The organism is Mesorhizobium sp. M0522 (genome assembly GCF_040321085.1).
Classification (GTDB): domain Bacteria; phylum Pseudomonadota; class Alphaproteobacteria; order Rhizobiales; family Rhizobiaceae; genus Mesorhizobium.
This window is the reverse complement of record NZ_JAMYQW010000046.1, coordinates 1-20,150: the sequence shown is the minus strand read 5'-3', so window position 1 is coordinate 20,150 and position 20,150 is coordinate 1. Positions and strand designations below refer to the sequence as shown.

Here is a 20,150-nt window from a genome sequence, read left to right as displayed (position 1 = left end):
CGAAGCAGGAGCGAAGCGACGTAGCGGAGACCCTAGGATCCATGCCGTAATCTCCACGCGCTGCTACGTTGAACTGCAGGGCAAGCTCGTCCTCGATTGGTCGCAGGGGGTCGGAAAGGGTTGCGTTCCTTCGCGCCCCCCTCTGCCCTGCCGGGCATCTCCCCCACGAGGGGGGAGATCGGCAGCTTCGGCGACGGCAGCAGTCAATCAGGCCCAAACCCCGGCGACGTCGCACTGCCGTCATCCAACTTCGACAGCCACTCGACCAATGTCGCACGGTAACGCGTCAGGCCCTTGTAGTTGGCGAGTTCCTCGGGCAGGTCGCGGATGACGCGGTGCAGGCGCCGTGCCCATTTCGGCTGCGTCACCAGCTCGTCCATCTTGATCAGATAGCAGCGGATCGGGAAGACGATCGAATTCGAGCGCGGCAGCCGCCAGAAGCTCTGCAGCTCGACGCGCAGATGGACCTTGTCGCCGACGTTTTCCGGCGTCACCGTGGCGCGGTCCGGACCCCATTTGTGGTAATTTTCCGGGCTGGTATCGAGGCGCGAATTGATGGTCATCGTCCAGTTCAGCCGCCGTGCCGGCTTGCCCTGCTGGATGTTGGTGAGGAATTTTAGCGCCCGGACGAATATGCCCTTCTCATGCGCCAGCGGCACCGGCGCGTGCCATTCGAAGAAGTTCATGCCGATGTCGAAATCCAGCGACCAGTCTGCCTGGGTAGTGACCATGCCGGCATCCATCCACAGATTGCCGTCGCGCTGGTCGAGAATGCAGAAATCGCCCTGGCTCTGGCGGGTGATGTATTCCATCGGCCCATAGGGCAGCGTCGAGACGTCGCCGAAGGTGAAACTGTCGTCGATGCCGAGCGGCCGGTTGACCCAGCGCCAGCGGTCGCCATCGCGCGTCAGCGTGAAATGCTCGGGATAGCCCAGCGCCTGCTGCTCCATCAAAAGCTCGAGCAGATCCCAGCCGGCCAGCGTCATGTGCGGCAGCGACTGGCAGCGCAGCGGATCCTCGGCCAGCACCAAAGCGCGGTCCTGCATTTCGGCGACATAGTGCTCGTCGACGTCGATCAAATTCTCCAGCACGCTGCCCTTCGGCCCGACGACATGCGGCTCGATGTTGACGGCATACATGTAGCTGTCTTCATGGAACGGGAACGGGAACCGCCTGATGTGCTCGGGGCTGTTCCTGAAGGTGAAGTCGTCGCGGAACGTTTCCTTGCGAAAGGTGATGCCCAAGCTCGCGTCCTATCTTTCCAGCATCAGCGACCTGCCCTCGAAGCGCGAGACGCAGGGCATGATCTTGCAGCCTGAACGGTGGTCTTCCTCGCTCAGCCAGTGGTCGTTGTGGATGAATTTGCCGTCATGCGAAATGACGTTGGTCTCGCACTGGCCGCAGACGCCGCCGCGGCAGAGATAGGGCGGATCGACCCCGGCCGCCTCGATCGCCTCGAGCAGGCTCTGCTGCTCGTCGACACGGATGGTCTTGCCGCTGAGCGCCAGCGTCACGTCGAAGGGGGCGCCGGGCTGCGGGGCCGCGAAATGCTCGAAATGCACGGTCTCGGGAGGCCAGCCGAGGGCGGCGGCACGCTCGCGCACCCAGCCGATCATGCCGGACGGGCCGCAGACATAGAGATGCGTGCCGAGCGGCTGCCATGACAACAGCCGGTCGAGATCGACGCGCTCGTCGCGGTCGTCGTGATAGAGCCTGACCCGGCGATCGTAGCGCTCTCTCAGCAGGTCGGCATAGGTGCCGAGCGAGGCGGTGCGGCAGGTGTAATGCAATTCGAAATTGCCGCCTTCCGCCGCCAGCTGCGCGGTCTGCGCCATGAACGGGGTGATGCCGATGCCGCCGGCCAGCATCAGATGCTTCCTGGCGCGCAGATCGAGCGAGAACAGGTTGACGGGATAGCTGACCACCATCTCCGTGCCCGGCCTGACCTGCCTGTGCATGAAACGCGAGCCGCCGCGGCCGGCGTCGTCGCGGCGCACCGAGATGGTGTATTCGCGGGTGTCGAGCGGCGAGCCCATCAGCGAATAGGGATTGAGCCTGGTGCGTTCGCCATCGCGCATCTCGACGACGACATGGGCGCCGCCGGAAAAGGTCGGCAAAAGCTCGCCGTCGCGCCGGCGGAAATGAAAGCGCGTCACCAGCTCGTTGACCGAGACGACATCGCTGACGACGACATCGAGCTTGGTGGTGCCGGTGCTCATCGAAAGACCTCCTCGATCGGAGGAATTTCGCTGCGGTCCTCGGCGTTGATGCAGACGCCCTGGAAGGCGGCGAGGCGCCGCGAATAGTGGTCGCGCACCAGAAGCAAGAGGCCGCAATGCGAACAGGTCGCCGGCTGCGTCGTCACGTTCTCGGTGATGCCCTTGCAATGGACGCACTGCATGCGGCGCGCCAGCGAGCCGCGATGCTCGGTCTGAACCGAGGTGTGGTCGATGCCGGCTTCGAGCGCCGCCTGCATGGCCTGGCCGAGCAGCCCTTCGGTGCCGGCAAGATAGAGCCTGAGGCCCATATGCGCGTTGGCCAGCGTCTGCTTCAGCCGCGGCAGAGCGCCGGCGAAGGAATGGCCGAGGTAGAGCTGCGCCGGCTTCAGTGCTTCGAGCGCATCGGCATATTTACCATCGCGGCCGGGAATGAAGATGATGTGGGCGCCGCCGAAGAAATCCGCCGGTGCCTTGGCGGCCAGATCGGCAATCGCCAGCGCTCCCTCTGCATCCGCTATGAAAAGATGATGCTTGCCGGGCTGCGGAGACAGGGTCCCATAGACCGGCCGGCTGATGATGCTTTTCGCTGCCATACCCGCAGTATGCCTCAGCCTTTCGCCGTGCGCTTGGTCTTCTTCGGATCGTCGAAGGGAAGCGGCTCGGCGGTTGCGCTGATGGTGCCGCTCTTGTTGCGGATCTCGAGCCTGGTGCCCTGTACCGCACAGTCGACGTCGAGCCGGGCGATGCCCATCGATTTTTTGACCAGCGGCGAATACATTGCGCAGGTCACCACGCCGACCTTTTTGCCGTCGCGATAGACCGGTGCGCCCTCGTCGGCCGGCTCCTTGCCTTCGAGCAGCACGCCGAAGATCTTGAAGCGCTCCTTGCCCTTGAGGCGGTAGTGCTCCTCGGCACCGCGAAAGCCTGTCTTGCCGGGGCTGACGGTGAAGTCGAGACCAAGCTCCCACAGCGTGTCGCCCGGGCCTTCGTTCTCAAACGGGTATTTCTGCGAATTGTCGTAGGGGTAAAACAGCAGGTAGCTCTCGACGCGCAGCATGTCGAGCGTGGTGAAGCGGCACGGGATGATGCCGGCGCTCTTGCCCTCGTCGAGGATCCTGTCCCAGATCGTTCCGGCGTCCTGGCCACGGCAGAAAATCTCGTAGCCGCGCTCGCCGGTGTAGCCGGTGCGCGAGATCATCACCGGAAAGCCGAACAACTGCGTCTGCATGTGGCGGAAATAATTGAGGTCGCGAATGCCGGGCACATGCTTTGCCAGATAATCGACGGCGGTCGGGCCTTGCAGCGAAAGGTCGTGCAGATTGTCGTCGAAGCGCAGCGACACGTCGCGACCGACGGAAGCGCGCTGCAGCTCTTCATGGCCGGTGCCCGAGCCATGCACGACCATCCAGGAATTCGGGCCGGTGCGGTAGAGGATGCAGTCGTCGGTGAACTTGCCGGCCTCGTTGAGCATGCAGGCATAGGCCGACTTGCCGGGATAGATCTTTTCGACGTCGCGCGTCGTCGCCAGATCGATCAGGTGCGAGGCGTGCGGCCCGGTGATGTGGACCTTCTTCAAGCCGGACACGTCCATCAGGCCGGCCTTGGTGCGGATGGCGATATACTCTTCGTCGGCGTCCTTGTCGTAGGTCCAGGCGGTGCCCATGCCGCTCCAGTCCTCGAGCTTCGAGCCGAGCGCGCGATGGCGGTCCGCAAGCGTCGAAAATCTCCAGGATGCCGTCATCCGCTGGTCCTCCGTTCGAAAGAAACTTTTTTGCTTTCCCCTGCTCCCTGCACATAGGCGGGAGCGTTGCCTTGAATATTGATCGCAAACGCCGGTAGCCTGCAATACCCGTAAGCAAATAATTTCATTGTCAGGCAAATCCGGCGAGCCCAGACAAACGATTAACGTTGCGTAAAATCGTCTTGACAATTCCAGAATTCGGCCGGATTTTATGAAAAAAATTTCACTCTCTTGAAAGAGGGCAATGACCGGCCAATCCGGACCGGCGTTGAAAAAGGGGAAAGCCGATGTCCGACCTGCAACAGCGCGTGGAAGCGTTGTACCGTTCCGACGTGCGTGGATCCATGCTCCTGATCGTCTGCCTGTGGGCGACGATCCTCTTTGTCCTGTTCATGACATGGCCATACATCCCCGACGCCGGCATCAAGCTCGTCGTCGCGGTCGCCGCCGCCGCCGTGCTGATCTTCAACACCGCCGCGATCCTGGCGATGGTCAACCACTACAAGGAAGACAAGGACTTCATCTACGGCCTCGACATCAAGAACGCCGACGCCTACCGCAACCGCAAGTCCTGAGGGGGAGACGCATGGCCCGCTATACACCGCCCGAACAGAGCAAGGCCGGACAGGTTTTCGATATCGCCGTCGTCGTGGTCGCGATTTTCGTCGCGCTGTGGCTGCCGCTGAAACTAGGTCTGGCAGGGGCGGCAAAATCCATCGACGCGCTCGACGCCAAGACGTGGGAAGCGCTCGGCCAGAACCCGACCATGGCCTCGATCTGGGAAAAGCTCGGCTACACGCCGGAAACCGCGCACGACATCATCCAGAACCGGTTCCACTACATCATCGACTGGCCGACGCTGATCATCATGGCGGCGGTGCTGATCGGCTATTTCATCTTTCTGTTCCGCGCATCGGACCGCGAATACCGCGACGTCATCGACGAAAAGTTCGGCGACAAATAGATAGGGAAGCATCGTCATGTGGGTGGCACTCTCTTACGCATGCTGGGGCATCTCGATCGTGCTCGCGCTGTGGATGCTCTACGACTGGTTCAAGATCGACACGACCTATTCCGAAGAGATGCTGACCTCGTCCAGGGAAGGCGAACTTGAAGCCGTGTCCGAAAAACACCGGATCTGAGTGGGGGATTGAACGATGACGATCACGGCTGAACCAGCGGTGCAAGTGCAAGGCGACAGGGTTTCACTGCTCAGGGTGCTCGGCCCCGCCCATGTCTGGGCGCTCGGTGTCGGAATCGTTCTGGTCGGCGAATTCACCGGCTGGAACTTCTCCGCCGACAAGGGCGGCGGGCTCGCCGCACTGGTGGTCTGCTGGATCGTCGGCCTGCTCTACACCTCCGTCGCCATGATCGATTCCGAGGTCACCTCGACGGTCGCCGCCGCTGGCGGCCAATATGCGCAGGCCAAGCACATCGTCGGGCCGCTGATGGCCTTCAACGTCGCGCTGTTCCTGGTCTTTGCCTATACCATGCTCGAAGTCTCCGACGCGATACTGCTCGGCCAAACAATCGTCGCCAAGGCCGGCGTCGAAGGGATGAGCTACAACTCCTTCATCGCCGCCACCATCGTCGTGCTGGCATGGCTCAACTATCGCGGCGTTCTGATGACGCTCAACGTCAATTTCGTCATCACCGCGATAGCCTATGTCTCGATCGTCATCCTGTTCTTTTCGGTCAGCCCGTGGACGCAAGGCGCCGTGCTGAAGCTCAACGACCTAGTCACCCCCGGCAATGCGCTGCCCTATGGCTGGATCGGCGTAATCGCCGCCTTCCAGTTCGGCATCTGGTACTATCTCGGCATCGAGGGCACCACGCAGGCCGCCGAGGAAGTGCGCTCGCCGGCGCGCTCGCTGCCCTACGGCACGATGGCCGGCATGATCACGCTTCTGATCGCAGCTGCCATGACCTGGTATGTCTGCGCCTCGCTGATGCCGTGGGAGTATCTCGGCGTCACGCCTTACCCGCTCTGGGACGCGGGAAAGCTGACCGGCAGCCCGCTGCTCGAGAACCTGTTGTTTATCGCGACGCTGCTTGCCGCGCTTGCTTCCGCCAATGGCTGCATCAACGACGCCGCGCGCGCCTGGTTCTCGCTCGGCCGCGACCGCTATCTGCCGACCTGGTTCTCGGCGGTGCATCCGAAATACCGCACGCCCTATCGCTCGATCCTGTTCCTGCTGCCGATCGCGCTGGCCTTCGCCTTCATCGCCGACCTCAACCAGGCGATCACCTTCTCGATCCTGTCGGGCGTGCTGCAATACACCTTCATGAGCATCAACATCATCATGTTCAGGAAAAAGTGGCCGCTCGGCTCGATCCGCCGCGGCTACACCCATCCGTTCCATCCGCTGCCGGCGATCGTCTTGTTCTGCCTTTGCGTCGTCACTTTCTTTGCGATCTTCCTCGGCTTTGGTTCGCAGCTGATCGCCATGGTCGCTTTCTACTTCCTGATCTCGCTGTGGTTCCACTTCTACCGCTACAAATTCGTGCGCCGTGGTGCCCAGTTCACCATGCCGTGGCCGAAGCCGCCGGGCTACTGACAGGAGTAAAGGAGGCTCACCCCAAAACGCAGCGCAATCGCATATGGGAAAGTGCCCCCTCACCCGGATTGCCAACCGAATTGCGAAGGGCAATTCGGGGCAATCCGACCTCTCCCCGAGGGGAGAGGAGATCGCCGGCGTTGATGCCAGCCTCTTCTCCCCAACGGGGAGAAGGTGGCCGCCCACGGGTCTTGCCTCCGGCAAGCCCGAGGACAGGCTCCGCGGCCGGATGAGGGGGACTTCCTATACAAGAGCCCTGCCCCAGAATGGGGCGCGCCTGTGCATGATGAGATGTCTGAAATGATCTCAGCGTCACTCGCCGGGGCGGTTGCCCTGGCTCTCGTCCTCCATATAGCCTGGCTTGCGCGGGCCAGCCGCACCAAGGCTTCGACCGGGCTTGCCGCCGACGAAGCCGGCGTCCGCGCCGTCATCCCCGACGCGGCCAACGTCTCGGACGGCACTGCCGGCGTCGTCACCTTCGCCGGCTCGTGGAACGGCCGGCGGGTGCAGGTGCGGACCATCGTCGACACGCTGGCGATCAGGAAGCTGCCGGCGCGCTGGCTGAGCGTTTCGATCACCGAAAAGGTCGCGATACCAGGCACTTTCGATATGATGATGCGGCCGGGATCGCCGACGACTTTTTCCAATTTCGATCATCTCGTCCATCCGCTGCCGAAGGCGGCGGGGTTTCCGGCCGAGGCGGTGCTGCGGAGCGACCGCAAGGGCGTGCGCTTCCCCGAAGCCATCATCGCCGGCCACCTCGATATCTTTGCCGAGGAGCGCGCCAAGGAATTGCTGATCACGCCGAACGGCGTGCGCATCGTCTGGCTTCTGGCCGAGGCCGAGCGGGCGCGCTACGGCGTATTCCGGCAAGCCGAATTGGGCACGGTCAGGCTCGATCCGGTGCTGATCGAGAGGCTGCTGTCGTCGGCTTCGGCGCTGCGCGACGCCATCAATCAAAGCGAACGGCAAGCGGCATGACCAGCCAGATCACCACCTCCCCCGCACCACCGAGCCCCTATCTGGTTCTGGGCGCTGCGATCGTCTTGCCGGCGAGCGGGCATGTCGTGCTCGGCGTGCCGGTGCGCGGCCTGCAATTCCTGTTCTTCATGGTGATCCTTGCCTGGGTCACCGCCAAGATCGCGCCGCCCGACGCCAGCTTCGTCGGACGCCATGCCGGCGGCTTCCTGATCTATGCCCTGTCGATCCTGGATGCCTACAAGATCGCCCGCATCCGCTATGCCAAATGGGTTCACAATCCCGGCCAGCACAGCGATAGTGCGGCCGGCAGCGCCTCAGCCGATATATAACGACAGGAAAATTTTTTTCATACCAATTGAATTCCCGGGACTCATTCGATACATCTCGGAGGGAACAAACTCGCAGAGGCTGACATGTGCGGAATCGTCGGACTGTTTTTGAAGGACAAGTCGCTCGAGCCCCAGCTTGGCGCGATGCTGTCGGAGATGCTGATCTCGCTCAGCGATCGCGGTCCCGACAGCGCCGGCATCGCCATCTATGGCGCGCCCTCCAATGAAGCCAAGATCACCATCCAGTCGGCCAAGCCGGAGCGCGATTTCCGCGGCCTCGACGCCGAACTCGCCAAGGCAATCGGCGCGCCGGTGAGCATTGCTGCGAAGTCGACGCATGCCGTGGTCCGGACGACGCCTGCCAAGATCGACGAAGCGCGCGAGACGATCCAGGCGCTGCGCCCCGATATCCGCATCATGGGCGCCGGCGACGTCGTCGAAATCTACAAGGAAGTCGGCTTGCCCGAAGCGGTCGTCGACCGTTTCGGCGTCCGCGAGATGACCGGCACGCACGGCATCGGCCATACCCGCATGGCGACCGAATCGGCGGTGACGACGATGGGCGCGCATCCGTTCTCGACCGGCGCCGACCAGTGCCTGGTTCATAATGGCTCGCTGTCCAACCACAACAATGTCCGCCGCGAGCTGATCCGCGAAGGCATGACATTCGAGACCGAGAACGACACCGAGGTCGCTGCCGCCTATCTCTCCTCGCAGATGGCGCACGGCAAGAATCTGGGCGAGGCGCTGGAAGGCACGCTGAGCGATCTCGACGGGTTTTTCACCTTCGTCGTCGGCACCAAGAACGGCTTCGGCGTGGTGCGCGATCCGATCGCCTGCAAGCCCGCCGTAATGGCCGAAACCGACCAGTATGTCGCCTTCGGCTCGGAATATCGGGCGCTCACCAAACTGCCCGGCATAGACAATGCGAAGGTCTGGGAACCCGAGCCCGCAACCGTCTATTTCTGGGAGCATTGAACCAATGCCGGCAATTAACCTCTCCAAGGCGGCTCGCGAGCCGGGCCATGCGTCACGGGTCTTCGATCTGGCCGAAATGTCGCTGCGCGAGCTCAACCAGGCGCTGCACGATCTGGCGCCCGGTTCGAACGAGACCGCCTGGGAAGTGCTCCACCCGCGAGGCAGCCATTCGGTCGCCGTCGGCGTCGACCAGCCGGTCGCCATCGATGTGCGCGGCAGCGTCGGCTATTATTGCGGCGGCATGAACGACGGCGGCACCATCACCGTGCATGGCTCGGCCGGGCCCGGCGTCGGCGAGAACATGATGTCCGGCCAGATCGTCGTCAAAGGCGATGCCAGCCAGTATGCCGGCGCCACCGGCCGGGGCGGGTTGCTCGTCATCGAAGGCAACGCATCGTCGCGCTGCGGCATCTCGATGAAAGGCATCGACATCGTCGTCCACGGCAATATCGGCCACATGTCGGCTTTCATGGCGCAGTCCGGCAACCTCGTGGTGCTGGGCGACGCCGGCGATGCGCTCGGCGATTCCATTTACGAGGCGCGGCTTTTCGTGCGCGGCAAGGTCGAAAGCCTCGGCGCCGACTGCATCGCCAAGGAGATGCGGCCCGAGCATCTCGAATTGCTGCAAGGCTTGCTCGACCGCGCCGGCGTGACCGGCGTCAAGGCGGCGGAGTTCAAGCGTTATGGCTCGGCTCGTACCCTCTACAATTTCAATATCGACAACGCCGACGCGTATTGAGGCTCAATGACCTATCGCAACCCGCCGACGACGCCGCGCAAATCCGCGACCTTCGACGACTACACGCTTTCCGAGATCCGCCGCGCCGCGGCGACCGGCATCTATGACATCCGCGGCGCCGGCGCCAAGCGCAAGCTGCCGCATTTCGATGACCTTCTGTTCCTCGGCGCCTCGATCTCGCGCTATCCGCTCGAAGGCTATCGCGAGCGCTGCGACACCAGCGTCGTGCTCGGCTCGCGCTATGCGAGAAAACCGATCGAATTGAAAATCCCGATCACCATTGCGGGCATGAGCTTCGGCTCGCTGTCCGGCCCGGCGAAGGAAGCGCTCGGCCGTGGCGCGACGCTGTCGGGCACCTCGACGACCACCGGCGACGGCGGTATGACCGAGGAAGAGCGCGGCCATTCGAAGACGCTGGTCTACCAGTATCTGCCGTCGCGCTACGGCATGAACCCGCGCGATCTGCGCCGTGCCGACGCGATCGAGGTTGTCGTCGGCCAGGGCGCCAAGCCCGGCGGCGGCGGCATGCTGCTCGGCCAGAAGATCTCCGACCGCGTCGCCGAAATGCGCACGCTGCCGAAAGGCATCGACCAGCGCTCGGCCTCGCGCCACCCCGACTGGACCGGGCCGGACGACCTCGAGATCAAGATCCTCGAACTGCGCGAAATCACCGACTGGGAAAAGCCGATCTACGTCAAGGTCGGCGGCGCGCGGCCCTATTATGATACCGCGCTTGCGGTGAAATCGGGCGCCGATGTCGTCGTCGTCGACGGCATGCAGGGCGGCACTGCGGCGACCCAGGAAGTGTTCATCGAAAATGTCGGCCAGCCGACGCTTGCCTGCATCAGGCCGGCCGTGCAGGCGCTGCAGGATCTCGGCATGCACCGCAAGGTGCAGCTGATCGTCTCCGGCGGTATCCGCAACGGCGCCGACGTCGCCAAGGCGCTGGCGCTCGGCGTCGACGCGGTGTCGATCGGCACGGCAGCGCTTGTCGCGCTCGGCGACAACGACCCGCGCTGGGAAGCGGAATACAACGAGCTCGGCACCACCGCCGGCGCCTATGACGACTGGCATGAGGGCCGCGACCCTGCCGGCATCACCACGCAGGATCCCGAGCTAATGAAACGGGTCGATCCGATTGCGGCCGGACGGCGGCTGGCGAATTATCTTAAGGTGATGACACTTGAGGCTCAGACAATCGCACGCGCGTGCGGCAAGAACAGCCTGCACAATCTCGAGCCCGAGGATCTTGTCGCCTTGACGATCGAAGCCGCCGCCATGGCCGGCGTGCCGCTGGCCGGCACCAACTGGATACCGGGCAAGAACGGCTTCTAAAACAAACCAAATGCCAGTAAGCGAGGAACTATAATGGGGAACGATCTCGCCGCCTTCGCCAAGGAAAAGGGCGTCAAATATTTCATGATATCCTACACCGACCTGTTCGGTGGACAACGCGCCAAGCTGGTGCCGGCGCAGGCGATCGCCGACATGCAGCGGGACGGTGCCGGCTTTGCCGGCTTTGCCACCTGGCTCGACCTGACGCCGGCGCATCCCGACATGCTGGCGGTGCCGGATCCGGCCTCGGTGATCCAGTTGCCTTGGAAGCCGGAGGTCGCCTGGGTCGCCGCCAACTGCATCATGGACGACAAATCGGTCGAGCAGGCGCCGCGCAACACGCTGAAGCGGTTGATCGCGGAGGCCGCTGGCGACGGCATGCACATCAAGACCGGCGTCGAGGCCGAATTCTTCCTGATCTCGCCGGATGGCAAGACGATTTCCGACGAATATGACACGGCGTCGAAGCCCTGCTACGACCAGCAGGCGGTGATGCGCCGCTACGATGTGATCGCCGAGATCTGCGACCACATGCTGGCGCTCGGCTGGGGCGCCTACCAGAACGACCACGAGGACGCCAACGGCCAGTTCGAGATGAACTGGGCCTTCGACGATGCGCTGGCGACCGCCGACAAGCATTCCTTCTTCAAATTCATGGTGAAATCGGTCGCCGAAAAGCACGGCCTGCGCGCAACCTTCATGCCTAAACCCTTCCAGGGCCTGACCGGCAATGGCTGCCATGCGCATATCTCGGTGTGGGACAAAGACGGCAAGACCAATGTCTTTGCCGATAATGCGATGGAGCTCGGCCTGTCGGCCAAGGGCAGGAATTTCCTCGGCGGCATCATGAAACATGCGTCCGCGCTTGCCGCCATCACCAACCCGACGGTCAATTCCTACAAGCGCATCAACGCACCGCGCACCATCTCCGGCGCCACCTGGGCGCCGAACACGGTGACCTGGACCGGCAACAACCGCACCCACATGGTGCGCGTGCCTGGGCCAGGCCGCTTCGAGCTGCGCCTGCCGGACGGCGCGGCAAACCCGTATCTGCTGCAGGCCGTCATCATCGCCGCCGGCCTTGACGGCGTCCGCTCGAAGGCCGACCCCGGCAGGCGATACGACATCGACATGTACCAGTTCGGCCATACGGTCGAGGGCGCGCCGAAGCTGCCGCTCAACCTGCTCGACGCATTGCGCGAGTTCGACAACGACAAATCGCTCAAGGCGGCGCTGGGTGAGGAATTCTCGTCGGCCTATCTAAAGCTCAAGCAGCAGGAATGGAATTCCTATGCTTCCCACTTCACCCAGTGGGAGCGCGACCACACGCTCGACATCTGATCCGGAATTGTTGCACGCCCGGCGCGAAACAGGTTCATGAAATACTCGATCTTCTCCCTCGCCCGGGCGGCATTTTCCGGCCACAAGAACTGGCAGCGCACCTGGCGCGACGCCAGCCCGACGAGCCACTACGACGTGGTGATCATCGGCGGCGGCGGCCATGGCCTGGCGACGGCATGGTTCCTCGCCAGCGAATACGGCATCAGGAATGTCGCGGTGCTGGAAAAAGGCTGGATCGGCTCCGGCAATGCCGGCCGCAACACCACCATCATCCGCTCCAATTACGGGCTGCCCGGCAATACCGGTTTCTACGAGCTTTCGATGAAGCTGTGGGAGCGGATGGAGCAGGACCTCAACTACAACACCATGGTCAGCCAGCGCGGCGTCATCAATCTCTACCATTCCGACGCGCAGCGCGACGCCTATGCGCGGCGCGGCAACACCATGCGCATCAACGGCATCGATGCCGAACTGCTCGATCTGACGGCGGTCAGGAAGATGATGCCGTTCCTGAACTTCGACAATGCGCGCTTTCCAGTGCAAGGCGGGCTTTTGCAGCGACGTGGCGGCACGGCACGGCACGACGCCGTGGTCTGGGGCTATGCGCATGCGGCGAGCGCGCTCGGCGTCGACATCATCCAGAACTGCGAAGTGACCGGTTTTGTCCGCGACGCCGACGGCAAGGTGACCGGTGTCGAGACGAGCCGCGGCAGGATCGACGCAGGCAAGGTCGGCATGGCCGTCGCCGGCTCCTCGTCGCGCGTCGCGGCGATGGCCGGCATGCGGCTGCCGATCGAAAGCCATGTGCTGCAGGCATTCGTCTCCGAGGCGATCAAGCCGCTGATCCCCAATGTCATGACCTTCGGCGCCGGCCATTTCTACGTCAGCCAGTCCGACAAGGGCGGCCTGGTCTTCGGCGGCGATATAGACGGCTACAATTCCTACGCCCAGCGCGGCAATTTGCCTGTCATGGAAGACGTCTGCGAAGGCGGCATGGCGCTGATGCCGATGATCGGCCGGATACGGCTTCTGCGTCAGTGGGGCGGCATCATGGACATGTCGATGGACGGCTCGCCGATCATCGACAAAACACCGGTCGACGGGCTCTATCTCAACGCCGGCTGGTGCTATGGCGGCTTCAAGGCGACGCCCGGCTCCGGCCTGGTCTTTGCCCATCTTCTGGCGCGCGACGAGCCGCACAAGGAGGCTATCCGCTTTCGCCTCGACCGCTTCCGGCGAGGTGCGATGATCGACGAAAAGGGCCAGGGCGCCCAACCGAACCTGCATTGAAGGCTGGCTGAAGAAGCATGCGCATTGTCTGTCCCTTCTGCGGCGAACGCGAACTCGGCGAGTTCACCTATCTGGGCGACGCCAAGCCGGCGCGTCCGGCGGCCGGCGTCACCGAAGACGAGGTCTTCGACTACGTCTATCTGCGCGACAACATCGCCGGGCCGATGAGCGAATACTGGTACCATGGCGGCGGCTGCCGGGCCTGGCTGAAGGTCGCCCGCAACACGCTGACGCATGAGATTTCGGCGGTCGAACCGGCTGCAGGCGTCGGTGCCGCCGAGGTTGGGGCCTGATGGTTGGCCCCGCGCAGACACACCGGCTGGAGAGCGGCGGTCTCATCGATCGCGCCGCGCCGCTGGCCTTCCGCTTCGACGGCAAGAGCTTTGCCGGTTTCCAAGGCGACACGCTGGCCTCGGCGCTGATCGCCAATGGCGTCAAGCTGGTCGGCCGCTCGTTCAAATACCATCGGCCGCGCGGCATCCTGACCGCTGGTTCGGAGGAGCCCAACGCGCTAGTCGAACTGCGCAGCGGAGCGCGGCGCGAGCCGAACACCAAGGCGACCACGGCCGAACTCTATGACGGGCTCGAAGCCGCCAGCCAGAACCGCTGGCCGTCGCTGCGCCACGATCTGATGGCGGTCAACCAGCTGTTCGCGCCGATCTTCGTCGCCGGCTTCTACTACAAGACCTTCATGTGGCCGGCGAAATTCTGGGAAGCGGTCTACGAGCCGGCGATCCGCCGCGCCGCCGGCCTCGGCCGCGCCCCCGGCGTCGCCGACCCCGACCATTACGACAAGGCCTGGGCGCATTGCGACGTGCTGATCGCCGGGTCCGGCCCGGCCGGACTGGCTGCGGCACTGGCGGCCGGGCGCGGCGGCGCCCGCGTCATCCTGTGCGAGGAAGATTTTGCGCTTGGCGGCCGTCTGCTCGCCGACGGCGGCATGATCGACGGCGCGCCGGCGGCCGAATGGATTACGCGCACGCTGGCCGAACTCGCCGCACTGCCCGATGTCCGCATCATGACCCGCACGACATTGTTCGGCGTCTATGATGGCGGCACCTATGGCGCCATCGAGCGGGTCAACGACCACCTGCCCTCGCCGCCCGAGCACCAGGTGCGCCAGCGGCTGTGGCGGATCGTGGCCAAGCGCTGCGTCGTCGCCGCCGGCGCCATCGAGCGGCCGATCGTCTTTGCCGGTAACGACACGCCGGGCGTGATGATGGCTTCGGCTATGCGGACCTATGTCGCGCGCTACGCGGTTACCCCTGCCAAGAGGATCGCGCTGTTCACCAACAATGAGGATGGCTGGCGTACGGTCGAGACCGCGCTTGGCGCCGGATTGCAGATCGCAGCGGTGATCGACGCGCGCCCGGACGTCTCCGCCGCGCATCGCGCGCTTGCCGCCAAAGGCGGCTTTGCCGTGCTCAACGGCTCGGTCAGCGGGGTCGAAGGCGGCAAGGACGGCGTAAGGAAAATCGCGGTATCGCTCACCGGTGGGGCGCGCGCCGAGGTCGAGGCCGACGGGCTAGCCGTCTCGGGCGGCTGGAATCCGGCGGTCGGGCTGACCTCCTACCATCGCGGCCGGCCGAAATGGCAGGACGATATCGCAGCCTTCGTGCCGGACGGCGCGCCGCCCGGCATGGTGGCCGTCGGCGCCGCCAACGGCGCCTTCGGGCTGGGCGACTGCCTGCGCCAGGGCTTTGCCGCGGGTGCTGCGGCAGCGCAGGGTGCTGGACGCAGCGGCAATGCCGGCACATCGCCGGTCGCCGACAGCGAGGCGTTTTCGCTGACGCCGCTTTGGTATGTGGCCGGCAAAGGGAAAGCCTTCGTCGATTACCAGCATGACGTGACCGCGTCCGACATCGAACTGGCGCAGCGCGAAGGTTTCGAATCGGTCGAGCATCTCAAGCGCTATACGACGCTCGGCATGGCCACCGACCAGGGCAAGACCTCGAACGTCGCCGGTCTCGCCATCATGGCGGCAATCAGCGGCAAATCGATCCCCGAAACCGGCACGACGATCTACCGTCCGCCCTATGTGCCGGTCGCCATCGGCGCCTTCGCCGGCCATCATCGCGACGAGAATTTTCATGCGACACGACTGACGCCGTCGCATCACTGGGCAGCCGAACAGGGCGCGGTGTTCGTCGACACCGGCCTGTGGAAGCGCGCGCAATGGTATCCGCGCGCCGGCGAAAAGGACTGGCTGGAATCGGTCACCCGCGAGGTCAAGGCGGTGCGCTCAGGCGTCGGCTTCTGCGATGTCTCGACGCTCGGCAAGATCGACGTGCACGGCCCGGATGCCGGCGCCTTTCTCGACCGCGTCTACATCAACACCTTCTCCGGTCTCGCCGTCGGCAAAGCCCGCTACGGGCTGATGCTGCGCGAGGACGGCATCGTCTATGACGACGGCACGACGTCACGGCTGGCCGAGGACCACTATTTCCTGACCACCACCACCGCCAAGGCCGGGCTGGTGATGCAGCATCTCGAATTCTGCCGGCAGGTGCTGTTCCCCGAATTCGACGTGCAGCTGACATCCGTCTCCGATCAATGGGCGCAGTTCTCGATCGCCGGGCCGAAGACCCGGGACCTGCTTCGGGAAATGGTCGATCCGTCCGAGGATTTGTCGAACGAGGGCTTTCCCTTCATGGGGGCGCGGGAAGTCGCGCTTCGCGGTGGCATCAAGGCGCGGCTGTTCCGCATCTCGTTTTCGGGCGAAATGGCGTTCGAGATTTCGGTTCCCGCCCGCTATGGCGAGGCGCTGGTGCGCAATTTGATGCTGGCCGGCAAGCCGTTCGGCGTTACGCCCTACGGTACCGAGGCGCTCGGCGTCATGCGCATCGAAAAGGGCCATGTCGCCGGACCGGAGCTGAACGGCACGACGACCGCCGCCGACCTCGGGTTGGGCAAGATGATGTCCAGCAAGAAAGATTTCATCGGCCGCGTCATGGCCGGGCGCGAGGCGCTGATTGCGCCGGACCGCCAGGTCGTGGTCGGCATCAAGCCGGTCGACAAGACGCGCCGCCTGCGTTCCGGCGCGCATATCATCCCGAAGGGCGAGACGCCCGGTCCCGATAACGACCAGGGCTACGTCACCTCGGTCTGCTTCTCGCCGACGCTCGACCAGTGGATCGGGTTGGCACTGGTTGAGCGCGGCCGCGAGCGCATCGGCGAAATCGTCCATGCGCAAGACCCGCTGCGCGGCGAAGACTACGATGTCGAGCTGTGCAGTCCCGTCTTCTACGATCCGGATGGAGGGCGCCAGCGTGGCTGAGTTTTCCTGGATTGCCCGCAGTCCGCTGGAGAAAGCGCTTGTTGTCGGCGCCTATGGCGCGCGCGGCACGGCGGCCGGCGTATCGCTCACCGAGATCCGCAATTTCGACCTGATCCAGGTGATGGCGCGGCGCGGCAAAGCGGCAGAACTGGCGAAGGCCGCCGAAACCCGCTTCGGCGTTGCCGCCCCGGAAACGCCCAAGGCGACCCGAGCTCCCGACGCTACGCTGATCTGGTCGGGACCGGATCAGTTCCTGGTCCTGTCCAATGGCGGCAAGCACGCGAGCGAACCGCTGAGCCAGGCGTTTGCGCAATCCGCCTCGCTGTCCGACCAGTCGCATGCCCGCGCGCTGATCAGCGTTTCCGGAGAAAAGGCGCGCGCGATGCTGGCCAAACTGTCGTCGCTAGACCTGCACCCCGCGGCGTTCCCGGCCGGCACCGCTGCGGCGACCTCGGTCGATCACACCAGCATCAATCTCTGGCGCGGCAATGATCGGCCGGACCGACAGGCTGTGTTCAATCTTCTGGTGTTCGCCACCTTCGCGGAAAGCCTGTGGCATACGATGCTGGACGCTGCCGCCGAGTATGGCGTCGAGATCAGCCACAGCGAGGAGTTGGCATAGCCTTGGCGCGTCTTCCCTTCTCCCCTTGTGGGAGAAGGTGGATCGGCGCGCAGCGCCGAGACGGATGAGGGGTGTTCCAGCGGAGTGAGAGGCTGGCGTTCCCTGGAACACCCCTCATCCGTCGCCTTCGGCGACACCTTCTCCCACAAGGGGAGAAGGGGGAGCTTGTGCCACCTTCACCTTGCCAAACCCGATCCCCCTGCTATTCTTCCCGCTAAAATAATTTCACACACAGGCAAACTTGTTTCTCGAAACCAAGGTTGAGATGAGCCAGTCGCCCTACCCCGCCGTCGTCGCAGGACCGCCCCGGCCGAGCCTGATCCTGCGGCCAGGCCAGATCGCGTTGCCGGCCGGGATGGAGCGCTACACGGTTCAGGGCAATGGCGCGGTGCTGATCGAGGTCGAGGCCGGCGACATTGTCACCGTGCGCGATGTCGAGGGCGGGCAGGCCTGCGAGCTGCTGGCATGGGACAGCAGCGACGCGACCGATCCCGGCATTCTCGGCGAGAAATCGAACTGCAATGCCGCCGGCATCAAGGCGCTGCTGGCCGAAGGCGACGACGGCCTCGCATCCTTGCGCCGGGGGCTCGAGCGGCGCCAGGTGCAGATCGACCAGGCGAAGGCGGTTCGCGTTTTCGGCGGCGCCACCCCTGCCGGCACCGAACAGGCTTTTACCGTCGCCCGCGATGGGTCGATGCTGATTGCCGCGCCCGGCGGGCCGATGCTGGTCGACGGCCACGATACGGCGACGCCGCTTAGCGTCATCGTCCGCCGCGCCACCATCCGCCCGGCGGCGAAATCCAGGCTTGCCGACCCGCTGGCCGATCCCGTGCTCGACCTGCGCGTCCATTCGGCGACGGCGGAGGCCTACTTCGTCAAGGCGGGCGACTATCTGCAGATCATCGATGTCGACGGGCGCCAATGCACCGACTTCCAGTGCTTTTCGGCGCGCAAGCTGGACAAGGGCCGCGATCATCCGCTCGACGTGACGACGACGCGCACGCTGATGGGTTCGAGCTATCCGATGCCCGGTCTGCACTCGAAATACTACGACCAGGACATGGAGCCGCTGGTCGAGGTTGTGCAGGACACTTGCGGCCGCCACGATGCATTCGCGCTCGCCTGCGCGGCCAAATATTACGACGACATCGGTTATCCCGGCCATCCCAACTGCTCGGAGAATTTCAACCACGCGCTGGCCGACAAGGGTGTCACGCCTCGCGCCGGCTGGATGGCGATCAACTTCTTCTTCAACACGGCCATCGACGCGCATGGCGTCGTGGTATCGGACGAGCCGTGGTCGCGGCCGGGCGACTATGTGCTACTCAGGGCGCTCACGGACATCGTCTGCGTCTCGTCCGCCTGCCCCGACGATACGACGCCGGCCAATGGCTGGAACCTGACCGACATCCATGTGCGAACCTATCCCGGCCAGCACAAATTCTCGCGAGCGATCGCCAGACGCATGACGCCCGATTCGGAACCGAAAATGACCCGCGAGACCGCCTTTCATTCGAGCTTTGCCAAGCACACCCGCAACTTCGTCGAGTACAAGGGCTATTGGCTGGCCAATTCCTTCGCCAGGCAAGGCCCGATCGATGAATACTGGGCCTGCCGGCAGGACGCCGTGATCATGGACCTGTCGCCGCTGCGCAAGTTCGAGGTCACCGGGCCGGACTCCGAGGCGCTGCTGCAATACACGCTGACCCGCGACATCAAGAAGCTCGGCGTCGGCCAGGTCGTCTATTCCGCCATGTGCTACGAGCATGGCGGCATGATCGACGACGGCACGCTGCTCAGGCTCGGCAAGGATAATTTCCGCTGGGTCGGCGGCGACGATCTATCCGGCGAATGGCTGCGCGAGACGGCGACAAAGCTCGGCCTCAACGTGCTGGTGCGCTCGTCGACCGACCAGATGCACAATGTTGCCGTGCAGGGGCCGAAAAGCCGCGACGTCCTGCGGCAGATCATCTGGACCTCGCCGCTGCAGCCGTCGATCGACGAACTCGAATGGTTCCGTTTCGCCGTTGCCCGCATCGGCGGCGGCAACGGCATTCCGGTCGTTGTCTCGCGCACCGGTTACACCGGCGAGCTCGGCTACGAGATCTGGTGCCATCCGCGCGACGCCGAAAAGGTCTTCGACGCGATCTGGCAGGCCGGCCAGCCGCACGGCCTGAAGCCGATGGGGCTGCAGGCGCTCGATATGGTGCGCATCGAGGCCGGGCTGATCTTTGCTGCTCACGAGTTTTCCGACCAGACGGATCCGTTCGAGGCCGGCATCGGCTTCACCGTACCGCTGAAGACCAAGAGCGACGATTTCATCGGCCGCGAGGCGCTGATCCGGCGCAAGGAAAACCCGCAGAAGAAGCTGGTCGGCCTCGACATCGATGCCAATATCGCGGTCGGCCACGGCGATTGCGTGCATGTCGGCCGGGCCCAGATCGGCGTCGTCACCTCCGGCATGCGCTCGCCGGTGCTGAACAAGACCATCGCGCTGGCCAGGCTCGACGTCGCGCATTCGGCGATCGGCACCGAGGTCGAGATCGGCAAGCTCGACGGCCACAGCAAGCGGCTGCCGGCGCGCGTCGTCGCCTTCGCCCATTACGACCCGCAAAAGAACAGGCCGCGCTCCTGACCGACGCTTCCTGGTTCTTCCCTTCTCCCCTTGTGAGACCTTTGCACAGAAGCCGATTGGTGATTCTGTGATGATGGTCGAAGCAGGGAGATTCGGGATGGCGGA

At 64.1% G+C, this 20,150-nt stretch carries 19 protein-coding genes; 15 read left to right on the top strand and 4 right to left on the bottom strand.

All coding sequences use genetic code 11. The features are described from left to right. Nucleotides 1-203: 203 nt before the first annotated feature. From NKI58_RS31050 to NKI58_RS31035, 4 genes are read right to left on the bottom strand one after another with little or no spacing between them, the layout of a single operon-like run. A complete protein-coding gene (locus NKI58_RS31050) occupies nucleotides 204-1,244 on the bottom strand; it encodes a heme-dependent oxidative N-demethylase family protein (RefSeq protein WP_352789389.1) in 1,041 nt (346 codons plus the stop codon). Between the two features lie 9 nt (nucleotides 1,245-1,253). Then, on the bottom strand, nucleotides 1,254-2,219 hold the full coding sequence (locus NKI58_RS31045) for a PDR/VanB family oxidoreductase (protein WP_352789386.1): 966 nt from the start codon (nucleotides 2,217-2,219) through the stop codon (nucleotides 1,254-1,256). Continuing rightward, entirely contained in the window at nucleotides 2,216-2,812 is a 597-nt protein-coding gene (locus NKI58_RS31040; RefSeq protein ID WP_352789383.1) for a dimethylamine monooxygenase subunit DmmA family protein, read from the bottom strand. The genes NKI58_RS31045 and NKI58_RS31040 overlap by 4 nt, the downstream gene beginning before the upstream one ends. A 14-nt stretch (nucleotides 2,813-2,826) precedes the next feature. Further along, complete coding sequence (locus tag NKI58_RS31035; protein WP_352789380.1) at nucleotides 2,827-3,960, bottom strand: aminomethyl transferase family protein; 1,134 nt, start codon at nucleotides 3,958-3,960, stop codon at nucleotides 2,827-2,829. A 287-nt stretch (nucleotides 3,961-4,247) separates the two neighbouring features. Here NKI58_RS31035 and NKI58_RS31030 point away from each other — a divergent pair, with 287 nt between their 5' ends. The 15 genes from NKI58_RS31030 (at nucleotide 4,248) to NKI58_RS30960 (ending at nucleotide 20,045) form a co-directional block, all read left to right on the top strand. Beyond that, nucleotides 4,248-4,535, top strand: coding sequence for a hypothetical protein (locus tag NKI58_RS31030; protein WP_352476575.1), 288 nt, complete (start codon nucleotides 4,248-4,250; stop codon nucleotides 4,533-4,535). 11 nt (nucleotides 4,536-4,546) lie between these two features. Continuing rightward, nucleotides 4,547-4,924, top strand: coding sequence for a hypothetical protein (locus NKI58_RS31025; RefSeq protein WP_023673992.1), 378 nt, complete (start codon nucleotides 4,547-4,549; stop codon nucleotides 4,922-4,924). 16 nt (nucleotides 4,925-4,940) lie between these two features. Beyond that, nucleotides 4,941-5,102, top strand: coding sequence for a hypothetical protein (locus NKI58_RS31020; RefSeq protein WP_023673991.1), 162 nt, complete (start codon nucleotides 4,941-4,943; stop codon nucleotides 5,100-5,102). Between the two features lie 15 nt (nucleotides 5,103-5,117). Continuing rightward, a complete protein-coding gene (locus tag NKI58_RS31015; protein ID WP_352854197.1) occupies nucleotides 5,118-6,518 on the top strand; it encodes an APC family permease in 1,401 nt (466 codons plus the stop codon). 291 nt (nucleotides 6,519-6,809) lie between these two features. Then, entirely contained in the window at nucleotides 6,810-7,499 is a 690-nt protein-coding gene (locus NKI58_RS31010; protein WP_352854196.1) for a hypothetical protein, read from the top strand. Then, nucleotides 7,496-7,828, top strand: coding sequence for a hypothetical protein (locus tag NKI58_RS31005; RefSeq protein WP_352789372.1), 333 nt, complete (start codon nucleotides 7,496-7,498; stop codon nucleotides 7,826-7,828). Before NKI58_RS31010 ends, NKI58_RS31005 begins: the two co-directional genes overlap by 4 nt. A gap of 84 nt (nucleotides 7,829-7,912) precedes the next feature. Then, nucleotides 7,913-8,806, top strand: coding sequence for a class II glutamine amidotransferase (locus tag NKI58_RS31000; RefSeq protein WP_352789369.1), 894 nt, complete (start codon nucleotides 7,913-7,915; stop codon nucleotides 8,804-8,806). A gap of 4 nt (nucleotides 8,807-8,810) precedes the next feature. After that, entirely contained in the window at nucleotides 8,811-9,545 is a 735-nt protein-coding gene (locus tag NKI58_RS30995) for a GltB/FmdC/FwdC-like GXGXG domain-containing protein (protein ID WP_352453795.1), read from the top strand. A gap of 6 nt (nucleotides 9,546-9,551) precedes the next feature. Further along, nucleotides 9,552-10,880 (top strand): FMN-binding glutamate synthase family protein, encoded by a 1,329-nt coding sequence (locus NKI58_RS30990; protein ID WP_352634391.1) that lies wholly within the window; start codon nucleotides 9,552-9,554, stop codon nucleotides 10,878-10,880. Between the two features lie 33 nt (nucleotides 10,881-10,913). Next, nucleotides 10,914-12,221, top strand: coding sequence for a type III glutamate--ammonia ligase (gene glnT, locus NKI58_RS30985; protein ID WP_023673983.1), 1,308 nt, complete (start codon nucleotides 10,914-10,916; stop codon nucleotides 12,219-12,221). Between the two features lie 36 nt (nucleotides 12,222-12,257). Continuing rightward, nucleotides 12,258-13,511 carry a sarcosine oxidase subunit beta family protein gene (locus tag NKI58_RS30980; protein WP_352789366.1) on the top strand — a complete coding sequence of 418 codons (1,254 nt, stop codon included), beginning with the start codon at nucleotides 12,258-12,260 and terminating at the stop codon, nucleotides 13,509-13,511. A 17-nt stretch (nucleotides 13,512-13,528) separates the two neighbouring features. Further along, entirely contained in the window at nucleotides 13,529-13,804 is a 276-nt protein-coding gene (locus NKI58_RS30975) for a sarcosine oxidase subunit delta (RefSeq protein ID WP_352782067.1), read from the top strand. Then, entirely contained in the window at nucleotides 13,804-16,788 is a 2,985-nt protein-coding gene (locus tag NKI58_RS30970; protein ID WP_352789363.1) for a sarcosine oxidase subunit alpha, read from the top strand. Before NKI58_RS30975 ends, NKI58_RS30970 begins: the two co-directional genes overlap by 1 nt. After that, nucleotides 16,781-17,410, top strand: coding sequence for a sarcosine oxidase subunit gamma (locus NKI58_RS30965; protein WP_352789360.1), 630 nt, complete (start codon nucleotides 16,781-16,783; stop codon nucleotides 17,408-17,410). The genes NKI58_RS30970 and NKI58_RS30965 overlap by 8 nt, the downstream gene beginning before the upstream one ends. Nucleotides 17,411-17,675: 265 nt before the next feature. After that, the gene (locus NKI58_RS30960; RefSeq protein WP_352789357.1) at nucleotides 17,676-20,045 is read left to right on the top strand and encodes a trimethylamine N-oxide demethylase; all 2,370 of its coding nucleotides are present in this window, start codon (nucleotides 17,676-17,678) and stop codon (nucleotides 20,043-20,045) included. Nucleotides 20,046-20,150 lie beyond the last annotated feature (105 nt).